We start from the raw sequence: 22731 nt of genomic DNA on the forward strand, positions 1-22731 counted from the left end.
AGAAATAACCGGTAATGACTCAATCTGCATTAGACCAATTAAAACGCTTAACCACTATTGTTGCTGATACAGGTGATTTAAACGCTATTCAACAATTTCGCCCGCTAGATGCAACGACTAACCCTTCACTGATTACAGCTGCCGCACAACAGCCTGAAAGTCGCACCTTGATTGAAGATGCTTATGCACAAGCTAAACAAGAAGGCTATGCACTTGATGAACTGGTCGAACGCACCATTGATATTCTGACGGTAAAACTCGGTGTAGAAATTTTAAATCTTGTCGAAGGACGAGTTTCTACGGAAGTTGATGCGGCACTTTCTTACAATACCGAAGAAACAATTGCGAAAGCCAAAGAACTATTGGCGCTGTATCAAAGCTACGGAATCAATCAAGATCGAATTTTGATTAAAATTGCATCTACTTGGGAAGGTATTCAGGCGGCTAAAGCACTTGAAGCAGAAGGCATTCATTGTAACCTGACTTTATTATTTGGTTTACATCAAGCCAAAGCATGTGCTGACGCTAAAGTCACGCTGATCTCTCCATTTGTTGGGCGTATTTTAGATTGGTATAAAAAAGCTGAAAATGTTGACAGCTACCCGATTGAGAAAGATCCGGGTGTACGCTCTGTCAAACAGATTTATCACTACTACAAACAGAACCAAATTAAAACAGAAGTTATGGGCGCAAGCTTCCGTAGCGTAGATCAAGTTCTAGGACTTGCTGGTTGTGATTTACTGACTGTTGCTCCTGCACTGCTTGAAAAACTGGAAAATGATCAACGTACAGTAAGCGCTCAGTTGAACCATGAACAATCACATCAAGATCAACCACATCAAGAAATTTCTAAAGCTGAATTTAAACAGCAACTCGAATCAGACTTGATGGCATTCCAATTATTACAAAGTGGAATTGATGGCTTTATTAAAGCCCGTGAACAATTGGCTTTATTGTTACGCCAATCCTTTGGGCTTGAAGCTGATTTTATTGATTGAGTTTCAATCATTGACAGTGTTTAAAATGCACTAAAATTGCTCACATTCTAAAGCCGAGTTTGTTATCATAAGCACTCGGCTTTTTTTATTCGCTTTTCTTAAACTGTGAGAATATTGTGTTTGGTATTACGGATGTCGTGACATATATATTAGGGACAATTTTTATCGTCATTCTCCCGGGTCCAAACTCGCTCTATGTGATGTCCATTGCGTCAAGATTTGGGATTAAAATAGGCTATATCGGCGCGTTTGGTGTTTTTACTGGTGATTTAATCCTGATCCTTTGTACCGTATTGGGTGCTGCATCCTTATTACATGCCTTTCCTTGGTTATTTGTAATTCTTAAAGTTGTGGGCGCGACTTATTTATCCTATCTAGGAATTCGATTATTAATTGCCAGTGTTAAAACTTGGCGTAGCACACCACAAACGATTCAATCAGATGCTCTCTCATCAACCACGACTGAACAATTTCATCCTTTTCGCACAGCATTGACGATCAGCTTGTTAAATCCGAAAGCGATTTTATTTTATTTGTCTTTTTTTGTGCAATTTGTTGACCCAGATTATCCTTACCCAGCGCTAAGTTTTGCTGCTCTTTCTGTGATTCTACAAATCATTAGCATGAGTTATTTAACCATTTTAATTTTTTCTGGGGTTAAACTCGCAACCTTCTTTAACACCCGCTATAAAGTTGCGGCAGGATGTGTTGCAGCGGTCGGTCTATTGTTTTGCGCCTTCGGTATAAAGCTCGCAGTTTCAACCATGTAAAAGCATATAATGTGTTAGGTACGCTTAAATTTAAAGCGTCTTACACATTGGGTCTATACACATTTTATAAATGGCTTGCTTTGAAGGTTAAAATTGAGCATTACTTTGTTTATAATGCAATAATGGGGTTAAACAAAAAAAGTAGTTAAGCAAAGTGAAGCATCGCCTAAGTCAGGATCAAGTAATGTTAATGTGTAGATTTGCTTGATCATAAAAAGCTTGAATTATCCAGCAATGATAATAAATTCAATTTTTCTATTTGCTTTTGATATTAAATTCTAATTAACGCTGTCAGCTTTAAAATGATCCATGTATGATGGATGCATTTTCAACCATTCAATCAAATTTAAAAGCAAGGGATCATGCAAAAGCTTCTCCAAGACTTCTCAGTACCTGCCGTATTTGCAGGCTTTATTACTTTCCTTATCGGTATCAGTGTTTCAGCTGTTTTAGTGATCCAAGCTGCACAATTACTTGGCGCGAATCCAGAACAAATTACCTCTTGGTTTTGGGCATTAGGTCTAGGTATTGGTCTCTCAGGTTTAATTCTGTCTTGGAAATTTAAATATCCTGTTGCAACCTCATGGTCTACTGCTGCACTCGCATTAATCATAGCAACAGCAAGTGGTTATTCACTTTATGAAGCAATTGGCGCTTTTTTAGTATCAGGTTTGCTTACAGCTGTACTTGGATTTTCAGGTATTTTTGAAAAAATCATCAATTATATTCCACAAAGTCTGACCAGTGCGATGTTGGCTGGAGTATTGCTAAAATTTGGAATTGCCTTATTTGCCAGCATGCAAAATGACTGGGCTTTTATCCTCAGTTTATTGGCAGTATATGTGATTACAAAGCGCTTATGGGCTCGTTATTGCATTGTCATCACTGTGATTGCAGGGATTATCATCTGCCCCTTCTTTATGGAGTTTCATGTTCCAACGCTTCACTGGGGATTAGCAAAACCTGTATGGATGATGCCTGAATTTACATGGTCAGCAATTTTAGGGCTAGCGCTACCACTATTTGTGATCAATATGGCATCTCAATACTTACCTGGGATAGCGATGATTAAAAGTTATGGCTATCAACCGCATGTCAATCAGTTAATAGGTTGGACTGGAACCGCTCAAACATTACTTTCACCTTTTGGCTGCTATACCGTGAATATTGCTGCAATCAGTGCCGCAGTAAGCCTAGATGATCAAGTGCATCCTGATCCATCTAAACGATATATTGCTGGTATGAGTTGTGGATTTTTCTATATTTTAATGGGCTTGTTTGCTGCAACCTTAACCAGCTTGTTGATGTCGTTCCCGCACTTATTTATCGTTGCTTTAGCAGGTATTGCTCTATTTGGTACGATCAGCCACAACATTGCGATTGCATTCCATGAAGTTAAAGACCGAGAAGCTGCATTACTGACCTTTCTCTTTAGTGCCTCAGGAATACAATTTTTCGGTATAGGTTCTGCTTTTTGGGGACTTTTATTTGGTTTTGCCGTTTCGTTTATCTTAAATTTTAGAATCAGAAAATAATCAAACCCGATAAGGTGAGTTGCTTGACTTACCTTATCTAAAATTTAACTGAATAAATGTATTCACACCTCTACTGTTCAAAACAATAACTAACTGATGTTACGCAGTAACTCTAAAATTAAATTTTGGAGCTAGAAGAAGTGGATACGCGAAAACGTCATCCGCAATTGCTTGAGGCAGGACTACTTCTAATAAGTAAAGTTTCTGCGAAACTTTGAATATTTTGACGATAATGAACGAGTTCTGCGGTGAGCAGCGATACCGCTGCGCAAGATGGTTTCCCTTGCGGAGCTTCGCTCCTCATGCCAAAACAAAAGTACCTCGAGCCGAAGGCTATTCCATAAATTTAAACTTTGGATGTAAGACTCCGTCGTGTAAATTTAGCTTTTTCTTTTTCACCTACTTAATTTAAATCAAGTGCGTAACGTCAGTAACTAATCATATTGAGCAAAGGTATATGAGTAAAAACAAAACACTGCTTTGTTTACAGCGCAAGAATAATGTTCAACAAAAAATGGGTTATGTAATGTGAAGCACCGTATACGCAAATCGATTTAAACTTTAGATCTAAAGTATGGCATTACAAGTTTTATATTATCAAACAATAGACTCATCACATTGATTTATTGATCTAAAAATTATATTTATGCATGTTTTTTTTAGCATATTGACTGTAAAAACACCAATACAAAGAAAGGGAATTTTAGCTAAAAAAAAGCTTACCCTAGGATGGATAAGCTCGAAACTTGAAACAACAATAGAAACTTCAAAAAAGAATCTGGTGCAGATTATAGTGATGAATAATTACTCAAACCAATATTTAAAAAAACTTAGTGAATAGTTTTTCTTACAAAATAAAATTAAACTGTTCACAATTATAAAAAATTAACACTTAACACATCACGCTTTTTAAGCATAAAAATATATAACAATCATCAAACTTTCCAAACTTGAGACTAAAGTATTAGATTTCTGGATAGTTACCTGTACCTTCAGGCCAAGGTGTTAACAGCTCAAACCCTGTTTCTGTCACAGCAACCATATGTTCCCACTGTGCAGATAAAGATTTATCTGCTGTCACAACAGTCCAACCATCTTTTAATTCTTTGACACTGGCTTTACCCGCATTAATCATGGGTTCAATGGTAAATACCATGCCTTGTTTAAGCACTAGCCCCTGTCCTGGTTTTCCATAGTGCAATACATTGGGCTGTTCATGATAAATTTTACCAATGCCGTGACCACAATATTCACGAACGATACTATAGCCTTCACGTTGACCTACACTTTGGATGGCATGCCCAATGTCTCCAAGTGTTGCACCGGGTTTTACAGCATGAATACCTGCAACCATTGCCTCATATGTAGTTTCTACTAATTTTTTAGATTCAGGCTTTACAGTACCCACATAATACATACGACTGGTATCACCAAAATAACCATCTTTAATGATTGCTACATCAATATTAATAATATCACCATCATTCAAAACAGTATTTTTAGATGGAATACCATGACATACCACTTCATTGGGAGAGATACAGGTAGTTTTTGTATAACCATAATACCCGACATTGGCTGGAATAACTTTGAGTGTATTCACAATATAATCATTACAGATGTCATCCAAATATTCAGTCGTTACCCCTGGCTTAACATATGCACCAATCATTGCTAAAACTTCGGCAGCTAAACGCCCTGACACTCTGAGTTTTTCAAGGTCTTGTTCAGTTTTGATGGTGACTGTTGAAGCTTTCATTGGATCTGTCCGCAAAAGTGAACCGATATTATATGCTTTTTCGATTGCTTTAGGGCTTTTTCTTGTTGATGATGAGAGTTAAAAATGTCGATTGGTATGCATAATTATAAAAATAAGCTTTAAACTACGAATTTGCGTTTTTTAATCCTATAAAATTTTCTTTAAAATTGGCTTGTACAAATTTAACCAAATTAAGCGCTGAATCATCCACATAAATATAACTCATATGGTTAATTGGTTAAAATTTATAAAAAACAGGAATATTACCCATAAAATAAAATACAAAAAATCTCGCATTTCCACTAAAATCGCTGTTTTGCGTTTTTAACCACACTTTATGACTAATCTCCGTACCAAGGATATTATTGCTCTAGGGTTCATGACTTTTGCCTTATTTATTGGGGCAGGCAATATTATCTTTCCACCCATTGTCGCTCAACAAGCGGGTGAACATGTATGGCTAGCAGCATTGGGTTTTCTAATCACCGCTGTAGGCTTACCTGTCATCACCATTATGGCGCTTTCAAAAACTGAAGGTTCGATTGCAATTTTAAGTTCACCTTTAGGCAAAGTTGCAAGTTTAATCTTGACTGTAGTGTGTTACTTATCAGTCGGTCCACTTTTTGCTACACCACGTACTGCTACAGTTTCGTATGAAATCGGTTTTTCATCTTACTTTGGTACAGGTGGCACTCCGCTATTTATTTATAGTGTGATCTACTTTGCCTTTGTTACTTTAGTGTCTCTTTATCCAAACAAACTGTTGGATACCGTAGGTCATATTCTTGCACCTCTTAAAATTATTGCACTTGCCATTCTTGGTATTGCAGCCTTTATCATCCCGACTGGTTCAATCTCTCCTGCCATCAATAATTATGCAACTAGCCCTGTTTCTGAAGGCTTTGTAAATGGTTATTTAACCATGGACACTTTAGGTGCATTAGTGTTCGGTATCGTGATTATCCATGCCATACATTCTCGTGGTGTCACCGACAAAAAACTGGTAACTAAATATGCAATCATTGCAAGTTTAATTTCTGGCGTAGGCTTAACACTGGTTTATATCAGCTTATTTAAGCTAGGTTTAGGTAGCCATGATGCAGCACCAAATGCAGCAAATGGCGCCGTGATTTTGCATGCTTATGTTCAGCACGCTTTTGGTGATCTTGGCTCATTATTTCTTACTGCTTTGATTTTTATCGCATGTATGGTCACAGCGATCGGCCTAACATGTGCATGTGCTGAATATTTCTCTGAGTTGACTAAGATTCCTTACAAAGTTTTAGTGATCATTCTGGTTTTATTCTCTTTGGTCATTTCAAATTTAGGTTTGACTAAATTGATTGCATTTTCTGTACCAGTTCTCAGTGCGATTTACCCGCCCGCTATTGTCGTTATTCTATTGAGTTTCTTTTGGAGCAAATTTAATAATCCAGCAACAGTGGTTGCACCAGTAACTGGCATTGCATTCTTATTTGGAATTATTGAAGGTATTAAAGTAACGGAATTTAAAGATAGTTTACCGCTATTGATCCAAAACTTACCGTTAAATGAACAAAACCTTGCTTGGCTTATTCCATCATTGATTGTTTTAATTATTTGTGTCGTTATCGATAAAGTTAAGAAATAAAGCGTCTTAGCCATCGTCCTTAAAATTTGATTTTACCCAAATCTAATTTTAACTGTGATCAATAATTGTCATGTTTACCCAACAGACTGTTATTGTTTGCGACACAACTTAAAAAAATTCAATGTATTGCATGTGATTAATCACACACTGATAAAAATTACTTTTGCATTCTCAGTTTTGTCGATCATTTTTATTCTTTAGATGACAAGAACATTCCTTGAATATACACAGCAATCAACTGATTAAAGTTTAACCATAAAAAATATTAACTTACAATTTGCTGCAATCAAATATAATTTTTCATCATTGATCATAATTTATTATAAAATTTGCATAAATATTGCATAACTTTCATCGACTTTAGTCAAAATTCTCTTGCACTTGTTATAAGTTGCTGTATTTTAATTTGATAACCACTTCACACTTCTTCAACAATAAATACACTATTTAAGAAAAAAATCACTCATATTTTCATTTTTTATAAAATCAGTCATGTTTGTAATAAATATGTCATAATTATTTTAAATAATAAGAGTATTTGCTCTTGAAATAATTACTAGATATGGTACAACTGAATAAACCAATCCAGACTAAAACAATTAGGTTTTTGTCGAGCAGACAGGAGGGATGGAGATGTTATCATTACATTTCAACAAGCAAGTCTTCATTAATTCTTTGAAGGCAAACACAAAATTAGTCACATATTTGAGTACAACGATTGCCCTTTTGGCTACCCTGCTCATCCACGGACTTATTCAAGGCAATTTAAAACCTGAATATTTTGCTTATGCGTTAGCGGTATCTGCGGCTTTCTATATTTGGGACGTTGTAGATCATAAATCGCGAAAACTCGCAAAAATCACTGAATGAAAGATGGATGCCAAGCATCCATCTTCATCAATAATAAAAAATTATAATAATCCTTTAATCATCCCTAAAAGCAAGATTCCTGTCGCAAAAATCTCTCCAATCACCAATAAAATCATCGCTAAACGAAGTAAAATTTTCGGTAAATGTACAGCACCTAATTGATGAGGTTGCTTAAATTGGTTGGTCGTATCTTTGAGCCAACCATGTAAAACATAACTTGCAATAGAAAAACTAAAAAAAACTAAATTTACGATCACACAGAGTAAATTAATTATTTCCTGAAAACTCGAACAATACGCCATCACAGCTAAAATCAAGCTAGCAGGCGCGTAAAGCAAGCTACTTCGATGTGCTATATCGACATAGTAGTGTGCTCTGGCAAGTTCTGAACGACTGATCTGGACGTACTTCCAGACACCTGTGAGCATCCCTACCCACAAATAAACCCCACTAAAAATAAGTGCCAGTTTTACCGATAAGTTTAAAGTGATTAAATCCATTTGATAAAGTTCCTATTTTTCCTTATCACATTTAGATCTGACTTAAGAGTCATCTTTCAAACAAGTTTCTTTTTAGAACTTGTGTAAAGTAGTTTTAAATTGAACAGCTTTGGATTGTACTATGACAATATATGAAAATTTAACCATAAGCTGCGCAGATAGCTATAGCTTAAGTGCACGTTTTTATCCGGCAAAACAATCAACTCAGCACTTACCTGTACTGGTTTGCCCTGCTACAGGAATTACTCAGGGCTTTTATCATCATTTTATCGAATGGCTTACTCAACAAGGTCTAGATGTGATGGTCTTTGATTTCCGTGGTATTGGAGACTCATTACATGGACCATTATCTCAATCCAAAGCAAGTATTCAAGATTGGGGACAGCTCGACATTCCGGCTGCCATTGAGTCACTTTTAAACAAGACAGGAAAGAATCAACTGACTCTCATTGGTCATAGTGCAGGGGGTCAGTTACTCGGTATTGTTCCAAATTATAAGAAAGTCGCACAAGTTATTTCGATATCTGGCTCTACTGGTCACGTAAAAGGACTTAAAGGTCGCACTAAACGCTTAGCACCTGTCATGTTTAATTTAGTCTTCCCAATTTCCAATCGCATCAAAGGCTATGGTGCAACTAAAATGCTCGGCATGGGAGAGAATCTACCGCAAAAAGTAGCACAGCAATGGGCTGAATTCTGTAGCCAACCTGGTTATGTAATAAATGCTGTAGGTAAAACCGTATTTGAAGATTATCATCATGAGATCGAGTGCCCTATCACCTCTTATTGGTCTTCAGATGATGAGATTGCAACTTCCGCTAATGTAAAAGACCTGCTTCGTCTTTACCCTAGAGCCACAACTGATATGATCGAGCTGAGCCCACAACAACATGGTCATAAAGTGATTGGGCATATGTTAATGTTTAAGAAAAGCCATCAAAATCTCTGGCCAATCATGACCCAAAAAATATTTAATCCAAAACTTTAGTTTTCAGCACTTAAATACGTAATCCTGTTTAAGTGCTCTTTTTATTCAAAAAAAATGCCTCAGGGCTGAGGCATTTTTATCGAGGATGAATGATTTAAATCACTTTACAAACAATGATTATGAAAACTGCTCTGGACGAGTAATTTTTACCGTTTTGATTCGATTCTCATCCATTTCAATCACTTCAAACCCAATCCCTTCATGCTCTATTTGTGTACCCAAATGCACATCGCCTTGCGTTTTATCGAGAATTAATCCAGCGACGCTAAAGTAGCCAGAATCCTCTTGAACAAGGTCAAGCATTCCCAACTCCAATTCAAGTTGATACAAATCGAGCATACCTGATGCCTTCCAAGTACTTTCATCCACTTTAATCAGCTCCAACTGTTCATCTGCATCTGGAAACTCACCTGCAATGGCTTCAAACACATCAAGCGGAGAAATCAAACCTTGAATATTTCCAAACTCATTACTCACCAAAACCAATGAACCTTTGGAAGTTCTTAGTGTATGAATTGCATCAATGACCTTCATTTTCTCAAAAATAAAGATGGGACGATTACGTTTCAATAAAGCTTGAAGCTGTTCTGGCTCGTCCAATACATCAATTAACTCTTTAGCACGAACAACCGTAACCACTTTGTCTAATTGCCCACGACAGACAGGGAATAAACTATGCGGTACAGCTAAAATTTGTTGACGTATGCTCTCTGCATCATCTTCTAGGTTAATCCATGAGATCTGAGTTCTTGGTGTCATAATCGATGCTACAGAACGTTCCGCAAGGGTAAGTACGCCACCGACCATATAACGTTCTTCATCACCAAACGCTTTTTGTGCTGCTAAAGCTTCAGGGCTTTGCAATAAATCAGCATCTAACTTACTGCCCATCAATTTTAGAATTGAATCCGCAGTACGATGGCGCAATGGCGTTTTAGCTTGATGTTTTTCAGCATTACGGCTTGAGAATTGATTAAATGCTTCGATTAAAATCGCAACGCCAATACCTGAGTAGATATAGCCTTTCGGAATATGGAAACCAAAACCTTCCGCAATCAAGCTAACCCCAATCAACAATAAGAAGCTTAGACATAGAATCACCACTGTAGGGTGCTTATTTACGAATGTGGTCAATGGCTTAGATGCAATTAACATTACAATTACAGCAATCGTAACTGCCGCCATCATCACATAAATATTATCCACCATACCAATCGCAGTAATCACCGAGTCTAGTGAAAATACGGCATCTAAAACAATGATTTGCGCAACAACAGCCCAGAAGCTGGCATATACAGCTGCTCCTGAACTTTTGACTTCAGGCTTCCCTTCCATTTTTTCGTGTAATTCAGTGACAGCTTTATAAACGAGGAACAATCCTCCAAATAATAAAATTAAGTCTCGTCCTGAAAAGGATAGTCCCCCAAATGCAATTAAAGGTTTAGTTAAAGTGACTAACCAAGAAATAATCGTCAATAAACCTAAACGCATGATCAACGCCAAAGAAAGACCGATGACACGTGCTTTATCTCGTTGTTCTGGAGGAAGTTTATCTGCAAGAATGGCAATGAATACCAGGTTATCGATACCCAGTACAATTTCTAAAACGATAAGGGTTAAAAGTCCAACCCAAATTCCAGGGTCTAATAAAAATTCCATTATTAGATCTCCCGCTTATTTTTATAAGTATATAAATTGGAGAAAAATAGGCTTAACCTACACGGCGACGGATCCATGAATGATACCTTTTCAACTAAATTACTTTAATTATGCACAATATCGACGACTTGTAATTATTTTTCATGAAATTTTTACATTTATTTAATCTTTAAGTATTATCGATTTTTTCAAAGCTACATCTGATTATCAAGCTTTCGCGCTGTTGCCAATAAGAGATTCAATAACTTTAGAAAATAGTCGAAGATTTCGATAAATTTTAATTATTTTTCACCTGTTGATTTTATTGATTTTTTTAAATTAAAAATTGATATATTATGCATTTATATAAAAAAATTGTGAAATTCATTAGCTACAATCGACAATATTTTTCATAAAGCCAACTTGGTTTTTTTTATTTTTCAGATATAATAACAATTGATGTTAATTTGTTTAACAAATAAACCTATTTTGTTGCAAAACATTGTTGAAATTTATGGCTTGAATCATGGAAATCAAACGTTGAACAAAGTTCTTCATGATTGTTTTTCAAACAATGGCTAAACCATCTTTCATTTTGATTAGCAATAATCAAAGGGGTTCACTGTCGATTATAGTATGATTTTTTTAAGAGTAACTAATCAATTCAGTTTTTTTAAAAAAATTATAATGCACTATAAAGACTGTAAAACATGAAACTGGTAATCAAGCAATTGCATGAAGAAGCAACTATTTTCCGCTATATGAAGTTGTCACCTATTCATATAAAAACTGCATTTTAATGTATTTTTGGAATAGTTTAACTTAAGTTAATTTTCTAGATGGATCTATTTTTCGTCGATTTTTCTAGTTTTTTGGCATTAAGTGTGACGCACATATTGATTCAGATATTCGAAATAAAATATTATTAGTGCTTAACATATGGCAATAATTACAAAAAAACAGGGACATTCAGATGACTAAGAAATATTCAAAATTTCTGCCTTCTGCGGAAAATTTTAATATTGAAAATTTTCCTTATTATTGGGTTACACAAGTCCATGCTCAGTACGTCTTAAACTTAGATCAAGTGCTCAAAAAGTATGGAGTTGATAATTCACGGCGTCGTTTATTGGTTTCCTTAGAAGCCAAACCTGATGCCAGTGTATCTGAGCTTTCCGAAATGATTGTCTCTAAAATGTCGACAACCACAAAAATTGTCTACCGTTTAAAAGAAGAAGGGTTGGTAGACACGTATTCTTGCAAAAAAGATAAACGGATTACACGCGTCTGTTTAACTGAAGAAGGGAAACAAATAACCCAAAAAATCAATGACTTAATGGGTGTAATTTTAGAACAATCCTTTGAAGGACTTACCCCACTTCAAATTGAAAAAACCATAGAGAATTTAAAAATTATTTTTAAAAATCTTGCACATTGATGTTGAAAATTATTCATCAAATATACTTAACTGTGGAGAGTTGATGTCATTACGTTGTTTAGGACAATAAAAGCATTCAAACTCCTCCACAGGAAATCCCTCTATAAAACTCGAAATATCAGGCTGTTTCAAGTTCAGCCATGCATCCAAGCGATGATGTGGAATCACAACAACAGAACGCTTATCTGTTCTTGGCTCATGAAACTCTCTCATCATGGGATGAAAATGAGCATCCATGCTAATCATAGTTGCTGACCGAATTACTTCACCATTTTTTAACCGTGCAATTTCGTATAATGCTGCAATATAAAATGCCTGACCATCCTTCCGTCTAACACCCCATCGCTGTGGCTTTCCATTGACATATTTAGACTCGTAAAACTCAGTAACGGGAATAATCCCGAATTGGCATTTACTCAATGCTTCTGTAAAACTACGTTTTTCTATCAAGGTTTCATTACGCGCATTATAAGTATGCTTCCCCGCCTCTTTATCTTCAGCCCATTTTGGAATTAAACCAAAATTGACCAAACGCCACTCAAGACTTTTTTGAGCGTTAAAAAGTAATGGCATTTCAAAACTAGGAAATACTTCTGGTTGATATGTAAAAGGAATAGCAGGTAAGCCAAGTTGTTTTACTTGTGTGGCTGTGATCGGTTTAAAATTAGCGCACATAAAAATGATAATGGGTTGATCACATTCATTCTCTTGATTCTATGAATGTGATCTAACTCAATACTCCTGGGATTCAGAATTAACCAAAGTCCGTCTAAAATAGCCTATCCAAAGATTTTTTTAACTTTCGCACTTAAACCATGGAAAAACTTATGTTTAGCATTGGCTTTTTCACTGGTCAAAAAGTTAATTTGAATCGATTGGCGTTGCCCTTCATAAGGAATATAGCCATGCCAACCATTATCAGTAACTTTAAATGCAACCAAAGAGCCCGGACCAGCGCCAATCTCAGCAACATAGTTATTGATATCTTTGTCGTCATTTAGAATACGTAAACGACCATTCGGTGCATCCCATGATTCATTTAGATAAATCAGAATAGTCAATAGTTTACTTTTAGAATCACTGTGAATACGACCATCTTTTTGCCGAGAGTAACCACGCAAAGTGATCATCATCGGATGTTCCATCACATTAACATCAAATTTATCTGTCAGAATTTGGCGAAACTCTGGTGTATCTAAAGATTTTAAAAAACGATCAAAATTAGGTTTAATTTCCACATCTTCAATATTAAAACTTCCACCCTGTTCAATTTTTGGGAAGTCTTTGATCACTGCTTGAACTTCACTGTCTGCCAACGCATTTTCAACCACAAAAAACGGATAAGGTGTCGTGACGACTTCAGCATTTTTCAGCGCATCTAATTTCAGAATTGATGTCATTTATAATTCAACATAATAATTAACTCCTTTAAATTGTAGCAGAGTTTTCATGTTGTTGGCTTAAACCAGAATCAGCGAAAACAAATTTTCTGGGCTTAAAACTGTCTTTTTGCCACTTTAGAAAGCCATAAAGCCTCCGAAGAGGCTTTATGTTTGATTTAAAATCTACAGTGTAAAATTAATCACCTGTATAACCTTTTAATTTTAAACGGTATGCATGCAATAATGGTTCTGTATAACCTGATGGTTGCTCACCGCCCTTAAAGACTAGATCATAAGCAGCTTTGTAAGCATAACCATCGAAGCTTGGTGCCATGTTGGTATATTCTGGATCATTGGCATTTTGCTCATCCACAATTTTTGCCATACGTTGCATAACTTCTTCAACTTGTTGCTGAGTTACAATGCCGTGACGTAACCAGTTCGCAACATGTTGAGATGAAATACGCAATGTTGCACGATCTTCCATTAAACCAACATTATTGATGTCTGGCACTTTAGAACAGCCTACGCCCAAGTCTACCCAACGTACAACATAACCCAAAATCCCTTGAAGATTGTTTTCAAGCTCTTTGGTTTTCTCTTCTTCAGTCCAGTTTGTATCAGTCGCCAAAGGTGGAGTAAGTAAATCATCTAAAGGTAAGGCTTCAGTTTTCAACAATTCTTGCTGACGAGCTGAAACATTGCACTGATGATAATGAATCGCATGAATCACCGCACCTGATGGAGATGGAACCCAAGCACAGCTTGCACCAGCTTCAGGATGCTCGATCTTGGTTTTGTACATGTCTAAAAGCATATCTGGTTTTGGCCACATGCCTTTACCAATTTGTGCTTTGCCACGTAATCCAGCTTGAAGACCTACCATCACGTTACGGTTTTCATATGCAGGGAACCAAATTTGCGCTTTTACTTCACCTTTACGAACAAATGGTCCTGCTTCCATGAATGTATGGATTTCATCACCAGTACGATCCATAAAGCCTGTATTGATGAAAATCGTACGATCTTTTGCTTGAGCAATACAGTTTTTCAAGTTTACAGAAGTACGGCGTTCTTCATCCATAATCCCGATTTTCAAAGTTTTCGCTGGTAGACCCAAGGCTTGTTCAGCACGTTCAAACAATTCAACAGCGAAAGCAACTTCTTCTGGACCATGCATTTTTGGTTTAACGATATACATAGAACCTTTACGAGAGTTCTTATTTTCGTTTTGACCTTTGATGTCCGCAAAAGAAAGCAATGGCGTGATTAAAGCATCCATAATGCCTTCGTAAATTTCAATACCATCTACAAGGATCGCAGGGTTTGTCATTAAATGACCCACATTACGAAGCAACATCAAAGAACGACCATGAAGTGTCGTTTCACCACCAATGAGGTTCTTATGGCTACGATCTTTGTTTAATTTACGGGTAACGGTTTTACCGTTTTTCTCGATAGATTCTTCAAGAGTACCCTTCATCAAGCCTAACCAGTTACGGTAGCCTTCAACTTTTTCTTCTGCGTCTACAGCTGCAATGGAATCTTCCAAATCTTGAATCGTCGTTACTGCTGCTTCTAACACAAGATCTTTAACGCCAGCCGCATCTGTTTTACCGATTGGACTATTTGCGTCAATTTCAATAATTACGTGCAAGCCATTATTGAGCAGTACGATTTCAACGGGTGCAGATTCTTCACCATTGAAACCCACAAATTGAGCTTCTTTTGCTAAAGTGGTTGTTGAACCATCTTTAAGCGTTACCACTAATTTTTTATCTTCAACCGCATAGCGAGTTGCATCTGCATGAGAGCCATTTGCAAGCGGGAATGTTTCATTTAAGAAGTTCTTTGCAAATGCAATAACTTTATCGCCACGAACAGGGTTATAGCCTTTACCCTTTTCTGCGCCACCCTCTTCAGAGATCACGTCAAAGCCGTAAAGTGCATCATATAAAGAACCCCAACGGGCATTTGCTGCATTTAGGCAGTAACGTGCATTACGCACAGGTACAACCAACTGCGCACCAGCCAATAATGCGATTTCTTCATCTACATTTTCTGTGCTGATTTGGAAATCTTCTACTTCTGGTAATAAGTAGCCAATTTCTTTTAGGAAAGCTTTATAAGCTTCAAGTTCAAATTTATTGTTGCGGTGCCATTCATCAATTTTAGCCTGAATCTCGTCACGCTTTGCTAAAAGCGCTTTATTCTTTGGGCTAAGATCGACAACAACTTGCTCAAAGTTTTTCCAGTATGTTTCACTGTCTAAACCAGAACCTGGTAGTGCTTCATTTTCGATGAAATCGTAAAGTTCTTTAGCAATCGCTAACTTGCCTTTTTGAATACGTGCAGTCATTGTCTTTCCTGATATTGCTACTTTTTATAACAAGAGTTTCTAGTATACCGATTTAAACCATGCTGAATAGTATTATCACATTCCTAAATAGTGATCATTTTAATTAAAATAAATACATACATTAACTTAAAAAATAACGATCAGAAATCCGACAATATCATCAACTTGAATGGCTATTTACAGTGTATAAATTTTTTAAAATGTCTAAATTAGACCAAAGTGCTGAATCTACGCTAATTTACTCATTTTTTAATACACTTTTTTTTCCTTGAGCAAAGATTAAGCCACGAATAAATCTAAATGTCGATAAAGTAAAGTGATATTTCTATGTAAAGAATTGTTCGATCCTTTATGGCTTGAATTTTTAGCTCAATGATTGTCTAGAAAGTATGATCAACTCCTTTTAAAGGGGTCACTAAAGTGAACGAAGACACTTTAGTGTCGCTTGTTTTGTTTTAAGATTTGATAAAATCAACGCAAATAAAAACCTGCTTAAAATGGGCATCTTAAGCAGGTTAGATGTGATCAAACAAAGATCAGACATCAATCAAACATAGATTTGAGATTTGATTTCTTCGATCTGATAGAAATTTAGTTAAATGTTTTGAAACGTGCAGCATCATCAATAAATGCTTTTTCACCAGCAGGTGCTTCAATTGAACCAAATACCAATTGCGCACGAAGTTTCCAATCCGCAGGGATTTCAAAAGTTTCTGCAACTTGATCATCCACGATCGGGTTATAATGCTGTAATGAAGCACCAATACCTGCTTCAGATAAAGCTGTCCAAGCTGCAAATTGCGCAATTGCAGTCGAGTGTTCAGCCCAAACCGGGAAATTATCTGCATAAAGTGGGAACTGCTCTTGCAAGCCTTTCACTACGCTTAAATCTTCGTAAAACAACACCGAACCTGCGCCAGCAATAAAGCTGTTAATTTTACCAGCAGTTCCTTCAAATGCTTCAGCAGGAACAATTTTACGTAAAGTTTCTAAGACAATTGTCCAGAATTTTACGTGTGAATCACCAAATAAAATTACTGCGCGAGAAGATTGTGAGTTAAATGCAGATGGACTATGTTTTACTGCATCTTTGATGATTTCTTCAACTTTTGCTTGGTCTAAGCTGATATCTTTACCCAATGCATAAATTGTACGACGTTGTTTGATTTGATTTAAAAATGACATAATGATAATCCTTCTTTGGCGCGATACGCCGTTTTCTTTAACATAGACAAAGTTTATTGCATGATTTTGACTGTTTCCATGCATAAATACATAACAATGTGTTCTATATTTAGAACAATATTAGAAATAGAAAGACTTTTAAACAAATATAGCTTTATTAAAAATCACATTAATATTTTGATTTTTATAAAAATTAAGTCTATGCAGTTAATTTAAAAAAAATAGTGTTTCCATTTTCTTCAAATTGTTATTGCGTAGACCACAAAAGAAATTAAGGTAAAAATCATCTTTAATTCAACACAGATCAAGCTATTCTCAGCATCTGGTACGCTAAATACTTTAAAGCATAAATTTAAACAAAAAATAAAAACTCCGCATCAAGCGGAGTTTCCAAATCAGCGAATCAGACTACAATCATTTGTCTGTTTCAAATAAAGCAGCTACAAATGATTTAGCAGAGAATGGGCGTAAGTCATCTATTTTTTCACCAACACCAATAAAACGGATTGGTACATGTGTACGACTAGCAATATTAAATAGCACTCCACCTTTTGCAGTACCATCCAATTTAGTAATCGTTAGACCTGTAAGACCTACAGCTTCATCAAACATTTCTACTTGGTTAATCGCGTTCTGCCCTGTACCCGCATCCACAACCAACATCACTTCGTGCGGCGCTGTTGCATCAATTTTCTGCATTACACGTTTTACTTTGGTCAGTTCAGACATTAAATTGCTTTTATTGTGTAGACGTCCAGCGGTATCTGCGATAAGAACGTCAATTCCCTTAGCACGAGCACTTTCAAAAGCATCAAAAATCACAGACGCACTATCAGCACCATGACCTTGAGCAACAACAGCAATATTATTACGCTCCCCCCAGATTTGAAGCTGTTCAGTTGCTGCTGCACGGAATGTATCACCTGCGGCAAGCATGACTTTTTTGCCTTCACCCTGTAAACGCTTTGCCAACTTACCAATTGTAGTTGTTTTACCCACACCGTTTACCCCAACCACTAAAATCACAAATGGATTTTTATTTAGGTCGATATGCAATGGTTTTACACGTGGTGCAAGTAATGTCACCAACTCTTCTTGCAAAGCTTTATACAATGAATGTGAATAGATCAAATCTCCACGTTCAGTACGCTCAGTTAAATTCGCAATAATGGTTTTTGTCGCTTCGACACCAATATCAGCAACTAAAAGCTGTTCTTCAACTTCTTCTAGCAATTCATCGTCAATCTCTTTCCCGCCGATCAATATGTTGACCATACCATCTGCGAAGCTTTTGCGTGATTTAGACAAACCTTCTTTCATACGACTGAAAAAACCACCTTTGGCTTTTTCTTCAGTCGCTTCAATCTGTTGTTCTTGACTATCAGCTTGAGTAGATTCCGTTTTCGGTATTTCTACTTTATTATTTTCAATAATAGGCACATTGACGGCTGGTAAACTAGGTAATGTGACATCGTCATCCCCGATATCCGCATCAATCAAGAATTTATTTTGCTGTTCTTGCATGCCGATTCCTTGAAAAGCATAGCGTTAAAAAAGAATGAGTTTAGCATAGATTGAAACATTTTTAGCGTTAAAGCAGTGATAAAACAAGCAAACCAAAATGCAACACGATCGCCTTGCTTTAAATGATTCATTTTTTAAGAATAGTTATAAATTTAGAATAATTTTTTTAGGTCATCTGTGTATATTTTGAAATCTATATTCTTACAACTTATGCAACACTCCAAAGTTATTATTGCGCCTTTATTATTCTTATGCACTTATACGTTCAATACTCAGCTTCATTCAGCCCCAGAAAGTCAACTTGCACGTACAACTTTTGAAACCACGCTAAAGAATGGTCTAAAAGTCATTATCCGCGAAGATCACCGCTCCCCTATTGTCATGACTCAAATTTGGTATGGTGTCGGCAGTAGTGATGAATCTGGGAATGTGCTCGGTATTTCTCATGTACTTGAGCATATGATGTTTAAGGGAACCAAGAAAGTTCCAGATGATGAGTTTGCTCGGTTAAGCCGAATTTATGGTGGACGTACTAATGCAGCAACCTATACCAATTACACCAATTATTATCAGCTTTATCCTAAAAAATATTTTCCCTTGGCTTTAGAACTTGAAGCAGATCGAATGACCAATTTGGTGTTGAGACAGCAGGACTTTGACCCAGAAATCAAAGTCGTTATGGAGGAAAGACGGCAAAGAACAGATGATAATCCACGTAATCTTGCTTTTGAACGTTTTAAATGGATTGCCTATCCAACCAGCCATCATCGACAACCCGTGATTGGATTTATGAAAAATCTACAAAATATTCGTTTAGATGATCTCAAACATTGGTATCAAACTTGGTATACACCCAATAATGCAACACTCGTTATTGTAGGAGATGTCAACTCAGAACAAGCATTAAAACAAGTCGAAAAATATTTTGCAGCAATCCCGAAAAAAGAACTTCCTGATCGCAATGATGTGCTGGAATTTGATCGAATGGGTTATCGACATATGGAAGTTCACCTTCCAGTACAAGTTCCAAACTTGTTTATGGCATGGAATGTTAAATCTATCGCTACAGCAAAAAACCCTCAGGATGCTTATGCATTGACCATCATTCAGTCCTTACTCGATGGTGGAATTTCGGCACGTTTGCAAGATCGCCTTATTCGCGATAAAAAAGTGCTTACGGCCATTAGTGTCAGTTATGATCCATATAATCGAGGTGACAGCTTATTTATGATTTCGGCAATACCGAGCGATGGTGTATCCCTGCCAGATGCGCAGAAAGCAATAGAAAAAGAAATGAACTTATTTAAAACAGAATTAGTTAATCAAGCCGAACTAGATCGCGTAAAAAATAACTTCGTTTCCAATTTAATTTACAGCCAAGATGATATTGGTGGTCAGGCCAACATGATTGGCAACTTAGAAGTGAATGGTTTAAGTTTTCGTTTGATGGATGAATTGCCAAAGCATTATGACAAAGTGACACCACAGGATTTAAAACGGATTGCCAATATTTATTTTGTCAAAGACAATCTCAGTAGTATGTATTTATTACCCGAAGATTCAAAAGAATAAATAAGGAAGCATCATGAATTTCAAACCATTCTCTATTTATTCATTTAAAACACCATTACTCGTATTGATCACCTTACTCTACTCAAGTGTCAACTATGCTGAAGTCGAACTTGATAACCACGAAGAAAGTGAAAACGTGATGGATGATTCCACATTAAAGGCCAATTTAACCTTACAAAGCTTAAAAAATTTAGATAAACAGCAGCAATATCAAACACCTTTTGTTCAAGACTTGGAAAATAACCAAAAAGTCAGAACTTTATTCGTTTCGACCACGGACCTCCCGATCGTCGATATTCAACTGACATTCAATGCAGGTTCTTCTCAAGATCAAGCATTGGGACAGGGCTTATTTGGTATGTCGAATATGGCTGCCAAACTGATTACAGAAGGTACAGATCAATATTCTGCAAAAGAAATCGCCTCAACCTTTGAAGGCTTAGGTGCTCAATTCAATGTAACCGCATATCGAGACATGTTTGTCGTAAGATTACGCGTATTGTCAGATCCGGAAAAATTAAATCCAGCTGTCAATATGATGTTACATGTACTCAATCATGCCCAGTTTAATCCATCGGGTTTAAATCTTATCCTCAACAATACCAAAGTTGGGCAAAAACAAATTCAAGAAAATCCAAGCAGAATGATGAACATCCGTTTTTATCGCGCACTCTATGGACAACATCCTTATGCTGAACCCACTGTTGGCACCAACGGCAGTTTAAAAAAAATTACGCCAGAGCTACTACGTTCATTTAGACAAAAATTACTCGTTGCTCAAAATATGAATATTGCCATTACAGGGAATCTAACTGCTGCTGATGCGACTCAACTTGCCAATACCATTAGCCAAAATATGACACAAGGTGAAGCGGCTGAAGCATTACCGGAACCGCAAGAACAACATGATTTTAATATTCATTACATTTCATTTAATTCTACACAAGCCAATGTCATGATGGGGCATCTAGGTGTAAAACGAAGTGATCCTGATCGAATAGCTTTAGAAGTGGCTAACCAAATGTTTGGCGGTAGTGGTTTTAATTCAGTACTTATGAAAGAACTTCGCGTCAAACGTGGCTATACCTACGGCGCATATAGCACCTTAGCGACCACTTTAGCACAAGGCTTTTTTAGCTTGAACTATGCAACTGAACAAAATCAATTGATGGACAGTATTCAAGTTGCACATCAAGCATTGCGTGATTTTGTCAAAAAACCTGTACAAAAGAAGCAACTTGAGGAAACCAAAGAAGGGATGCTACGTTCCTTTCCAATGACCTTTAGTTCAAATGCTAATATTAATGCACAGATTGCATCAATTGGATTTTATCAACTGCCTGCCGATTATTTAGCCCAATATCAGAAACAATTGAGTCAAATTACCGTCAAGCAGGTTCAAACAGCAATCCAAAAGCATCTCCGCGCGGATCGTCTCACTTTGGTTGTTGTTGCACCTACACTGGATCAACAAGCACTTAAACAAATGCTGAAAGATGATATAGGTGCCAATCCTCAAATCCAATCAGGTCAAACTCACGAAATAAAGAAAAACCCAATGCCAGATATCCCAGCATTGATCATCAAAAAAACCATTCGCCCTCAAGAAGAGTCTTTAAAATAGCTTTTGAGGATTATTCAGGATCAGTGATATCCACAGCAGGATATTCTCTAACACGCTGATGTTCAAAGTGATAAGCTCGCAACAAACGCAGATAATCAGCAACACTGATTTGATCCTGATGTTGTAATTGTTTAGCTATATTTTGGGTTTGAGGATAAGCGGCTTGTTGGGAATATTGAATCACATATTGATATTGTTCTGGGCTTATTGGACGCAATAGGGCCAATGTTGCAAGAACAATCATCAGTGCGATGATCACAACAACAAAAGAATTCAAGATTTTTTCCACAGGAAATGAACAGCATAATTTTTGAAAATAATCTTTGATTTTTTGCATGAACTACCTCTAATTACAGATAGTTTATCATTCTGAATATAAAAATATAGCGCTTTTTGAGCGACATCTGAACAACACTGCAAAGATCGATGTTTAGTCTTTGCTCTATGACAAGATGAGTTGACTCCCAGAACATGCAATATGACCTTTTACCCTCTCAACTGCTCCATGACTAATATACATGTAAAGCCCTCTTCTATTTTAGAAAAGGGCTTGAGATCAATTCAGATAAAGCTGTTAATAAGTTCAAAACACAACAATCAAAGAATGGTTGCGCGTAAGAATGCAAAATATAGAATGATTGCAATAATTGCTAAAGCTATACATACAGCAAAAATACTTACACCGCCTTCAGCATGTGCAGGATGTAGATCGTCATCATCAGCGAGACGTCTTAATTCCCCATCATAAACATGGTAAAAGTTCTTTTTTTGCACTGGGTCTAAATTTCTGGTATAATCATAAACACGTTTTCGTTGGGCTAAACAATAATCACCAAGATGAATTTCTTGATGATAAATTGCTTCATCCAACTGCCGACGATGATACTGAGCTAATTCAACAATCTGAGACTCAGCAGCGGGTACATCAAAAGTAAAGCCATCTATCGTGTTTGTCATTT

Annotated in this window: 19 protein-coding genes; 9 read left to right on the forward strand and 10 right to left on the reverse strand. The window is 36.6% G+C overall.

Translation table 11 applies throughout. The annotated features are described in order from the left end of the window. Positions 1 to 14 precede the first annotated feature (14 nt). From tal to ACINWC743_RS06220, 3 genes are all read left to right on the forward strand, one after another. A complete protein-coding gene (gene tal / locus ACINWC743_RS06210; protein ID WP_009584807.1) occupies positions 15 to 998 on the forward strand; it encodes a transaldolase in 984 nt (327 codons plus the stop codon). A gap of 116 nt (positions 999 to 1114) precedes the next feature. Next, positions 1115 to 1768, forward strand: a complete 654-nt coding sequence (gene leuE / locus ACINWC743_RS06215) for a leucine efflux protein LeuE (RefSeq protein WP_004830415.1) — start codon at positions 1115 to 1117, stop codon at positions 1766 to 1768. Positions 1769 to 2130: 362 nt separating this feature from the next. Then, the gene (locus ACINWC743_RS06220; protein ID WP_009584789.1) at positions 2131 to 3303 is read left to right on the forward strand and encodes a benzoate/H(+) symporter BenE family transporter; all 1173 of its coding nucleotides are present in this window, start codon (positions 2131 to 2133) and stop codon (positions 3301 to 3303) included. Between the two features lie 964 nt (positions 3304 to 4267). On the opposite strand, the gene map is transcribed toward ACINWC743_RS06220, so the two are convergent. Next, positions 4268 to 5062 carry a type I methionyl aminopeptidase gene (map, locus tag ACINWC743_RS06230; RefSeq protein WP_009584770.1) on the reverse strand — a complete coding sequence of 265 codons (795 nt, stop codon included), beginning with the start codon at positions 5060 to 5062 and terminating at the stop codon, positions 4268 to 4270. A gap of 337 nt (positions 5063 to 5399) precedes the next feature. Here map and brnQ point away from each other — a divergent pair, with 337 nt between their 5' ends. Both brnQ and ACINWC743_RS06240 read left to right on the forward strand, forming a co-directional pair. Next, on the forward strand, positions 5400 to 6692 hold the full coding sequence (gene brnQ, locus ACINWC743_RS06235) for a branched-chain amino acid transport system II carrier protein (protein ID WP_035300475.1): 1293 nt from the start codon (positions 5400 to 5402) through the stop codon (positions 6690 to 6692). A gap of 633 nt (positions 6693 to 7325) precedes the next feature. After that, positions 7326 to 7562: a hypothetical protein gene (locus ACINWC743_RS06240; RefSeq protein WP_004830410.1), complete on the forward strand. Its 237-nt coding sequence runs from the start codon at positions 7326 to 7328 to the stop codon at positions 7560 to 7562. A gap of 41 nt (positions 7563 to 7603) precedes the next feature. Here ACINWC743_RS06240 and ACINWC743_RS06245 read toward each other — a convergent pair whose 3' ends face one another. Beyond that, positions 7604 to 8062: a hypothetical protein gene (locus tag ACINWC743_RS06245; protein ID WP_005032019.1), complete on the reverse strand. Its 459-nt coding sequence runs from the start codon at positions 8060 to 8062 to the stop codon at positions 7604 to 7606. A gap of 121 nt (positions 8063 to 8183) precedes the next feature. Between ACINWC743_RS06245 and ACINWC743_RS06250 the strand changes: the two genes are divergently transcribed. Next, the gene (locus ACINWC743_RS06250; protein ID WP_009584766.1) at positions 8184 to 9050 is read left to right on the forward strand and encodes an alpha/beta fold hydrolase; all 867 of its coding nucleotides are present in this window, start codon (positions 8184 to 8186) and stop codon (positions 9048 to 9050) included. Positions 9051 to 9167: 117 nt separating this feature from the next. On the opposite strand, the gene ACINWC743_RS06255 is transcribed toward ACINWC743_RS06250, so the two are convergent. Beyond that, positions 9168 to 10709: a TerC family protein gene (locus tag ACINWC743_RS06255; RefSeq protein ID WP_009584804.1), complete on the reverse strand. Its 1542-nt coding sequence runs from the start codon at positions 10707 to 10709 to the stop codon at positions 9168 to 9170. 952 nt (positions 10710 to 11661) lie between these two features. Between ACINWC743_RS06255 and ACINWC743_RS06260 the strand changes: the two genes are divergently transcribed. Then, entirely contained in the window at positions 11662 to 12126 is a 465-nt protein-coding gene (locus ACINWC743_RS06260) for a MarR family winged helix-turn-helix transcriptional regulator (RefSeq protein WP_004830405.1), read from the forward strand. Between the two features lie 9 nt (positions 12127 to 12135). On the opposite strand, the gene ACINWC743_RS06265 is transcribed toward ACINWC743_RS06260, so the two are convergent. The 5 genes from ACINWC743_RS06265 to ftsY form a co-directional block, all read right to left on the reverse strand. Next, the gene (locus ACINWC743_RS06265) at positions 12136 to 12801 is read right to left on the reverse strand and encodes an SOS response-associated peptidase (protein ID WP_009584775.1); all 666 of its coding nucleotides are present in this window, start codon (positions 12799 to 12801) and stop codon (positions 12136 to 12138) included. Between the two features lie 104 nt (positions 12802 to 12905). Then, complete coding sequence (locus ACINWC743_RS06270) at positions 12906 to 13526, reverse strand: 2OG-Fe(II) oxygenase (RefSeq protein ID WP_004830403.1); 621 nt, start codon at positions 13524 to 13526, stop codon at positions 12906 to 12908. Positions 13527 to 13704: 178 nt separating this feature from the next. Beyond that, a complete protein-coding gene (locus ACINWC743_RS06275) occupies positions 13705 to 15867 on the reverse strand; it encodes a malate synthase G (RefSeq protein ID WP_009584765.1) in 2163 nt (720 codons plus the stop codon). A gap of 591 nt (positions 15868 to 16458) precedes the next feature. Continuing rightward, entirely contained in the window at positions 16459 to 17052 is a 594-nt protein-coding gene (locus tag ACINWC743_RS06280; RefSeq protein ID WP_009584790.1) for a nitroreductase family protein, read from the reverse strand. A 414-nt stretch (positions 17053 to 17466) separates the two neighbouring features. Then, on the reverse strand, positions 17467 to 18576 hold the full coding sequence (ftsY, locus tag ACINWC743_RS06285) for a signal recognition particle-docking protein FtsY (protein WP_009584768.1): 1110 nt from the start codon (positions 18574 to 18576) through the stop codon (positions 17467 to 17469). A gap of 177 nt (positions 18577 to 18753) precedes the next feature. On the opposite strand from ftsY, the gene ACINWC743_RS06290 reads away from it, so the two are divergent. Both ACINWC743_RS06290 and ACINWC743_RS06295 read left to right on the forward strand, forming a co-directional pair. Further along, positions 18754 to 20148, forward strand: a complete 1395-nt coding sequence (locus ACINWC743_RS06290) for a M16 family metallopeptidase (protein WP_171064872.1) — start codon at positions 18754 to 18756, stop codon at positions 20146 to 20148. 13 nt (positions 20149 to 20161) lie between these two features. Further along, on the forward strand, positions 20162 to 21772 hold the full coding sequence (locus ACINWC743_RS06295) for a M16 family metallopeptidase (protein ID WP_009584771.1): 1611 nt from the start codon (positions 20162 to 20164) through the stop codon (positions 21770 to 21772). Between the two features lie 10 nt (positions 21773 to 21782). On the opposite strand, the gene ACINWC743_RS06300 is transcribed toward ACINWC743_RS06295, so the two are convergent. Continuing rightward, entirely contained in the window at positions 21783 to 22109 is a 327-nt protein-coding gene (locus tag ACINWC743_RS06300) for a hypothetical protein (protein ID WP_005032035.1), read from the reverse strand. 260 nt (positions 22110 to 22369) lie between these two features. Next, positions 22370 to 22729, reverse strand: coding sequence for a hypothetical protein (locus ACINWC743_RS06305; protein WP_004830396.1), 360 nt, complete (start codon positions 22727 to 22729; stop codon positions 22370 to 22372). Positions 22730 to 22731: the final 2 nt, after the last annotated feature.

This window comes from Acinetobacter sp. WC-743, assembly GCF_000335555.1.
GTDB lineage: Bacteria > Pseudomonadota > Gammaproteobacteria > Pseudomonadales > Moraxellaceae > Acinetobacter > Acinetobacter bereziniae.